The 675-nt window shown below is 77.6% G+C and carries 2 pseudogenes; both read left to right on the top strand.

The annotated features are described in order from the left end of the window. Positions 1-306 (top strand): annotated as a pseudogene (locus tag LPA54_RS34440) (DEAD/DEAH box helicase); the annotation flags it as partial. Between the two features lie 80 nt (positions 307-386). Continuing rightward, a pseudogene (locus LPA54_RS34435) lies at positions 387-675 on the top strand (alpha/beta hydrolase); the annotation flags it as partial.

The raw sequence follows: 675 nt of genomic DNA, 5'->3' as shown, positions 1-675 counted from the left end.
GCCGCGGAGATCCCGGCCCAGGCCACGCCGGAGGCCGAGGAGAAGCCGAAGCGCACGCGGAAGACCGCGGCCAAGAAGGCCGAGGCCGCCGTGGACACGGCCGAGGCCGCCGAGGCCGCGCCGCGCCGCACCCGCAAGACGGTGCCCGCGCAGACCGCCCCGGAAGGGGAGGTCGCCGAGGCCGCCGCGCCGCGTCGCCGCACCCGCAAGGCCGCCGCGTCCGCGCCGGAGGCCACGGAGACGGCGGAGCCGAAGGCGCGCCGCACCCGTAAGGCCGCGGCCCCCGCGGACGCCGCGGAGAGCTGACACCGCACCGACGCCGACGGCCCGGTCCCCGCTCAGGGGGCCGGGCCGTCGGCGTGTGCCCACCCGCTACTCTCACCCGGGTGATCACCACCTCCTCCCCCGCTCGTCTCCCCGAGCTCCTCCCTCGCCGACTCCCCACCCAGCGGGGCGAGTTCGCCGTCCTGGACGTGACGCCGGCCGCCGGTGTCCCGGTGCGGGGGACCGTGCTGCTGCTGCCCGGCTACACAGGCAGAAAGGAGGACTTCACGCTGGTCCTCGAGCCGCTCGCCGCGCGCGGCTACCGAGCCGTCGCCGTGGACGGACGCGGCCAGCACGGCTCGGACGGCCCCGCGGACGACGAAGCCGCCTACGCACAGGACGAGTTGGCGA

Origin of the sequence: Streptomyces sp. DH12 (genome assembly GCF_020873895.1) — a bacterium.
GTDB lineage: Bacteria > Actinomycetota > Actinomycetes > Streptomycetales > Streptomycetaceae > Streptomyces.
Note: the sequence above shows the minus strand (reverse complement) of the source record. Positions and strands in the feature narration are given on the sequence as shown.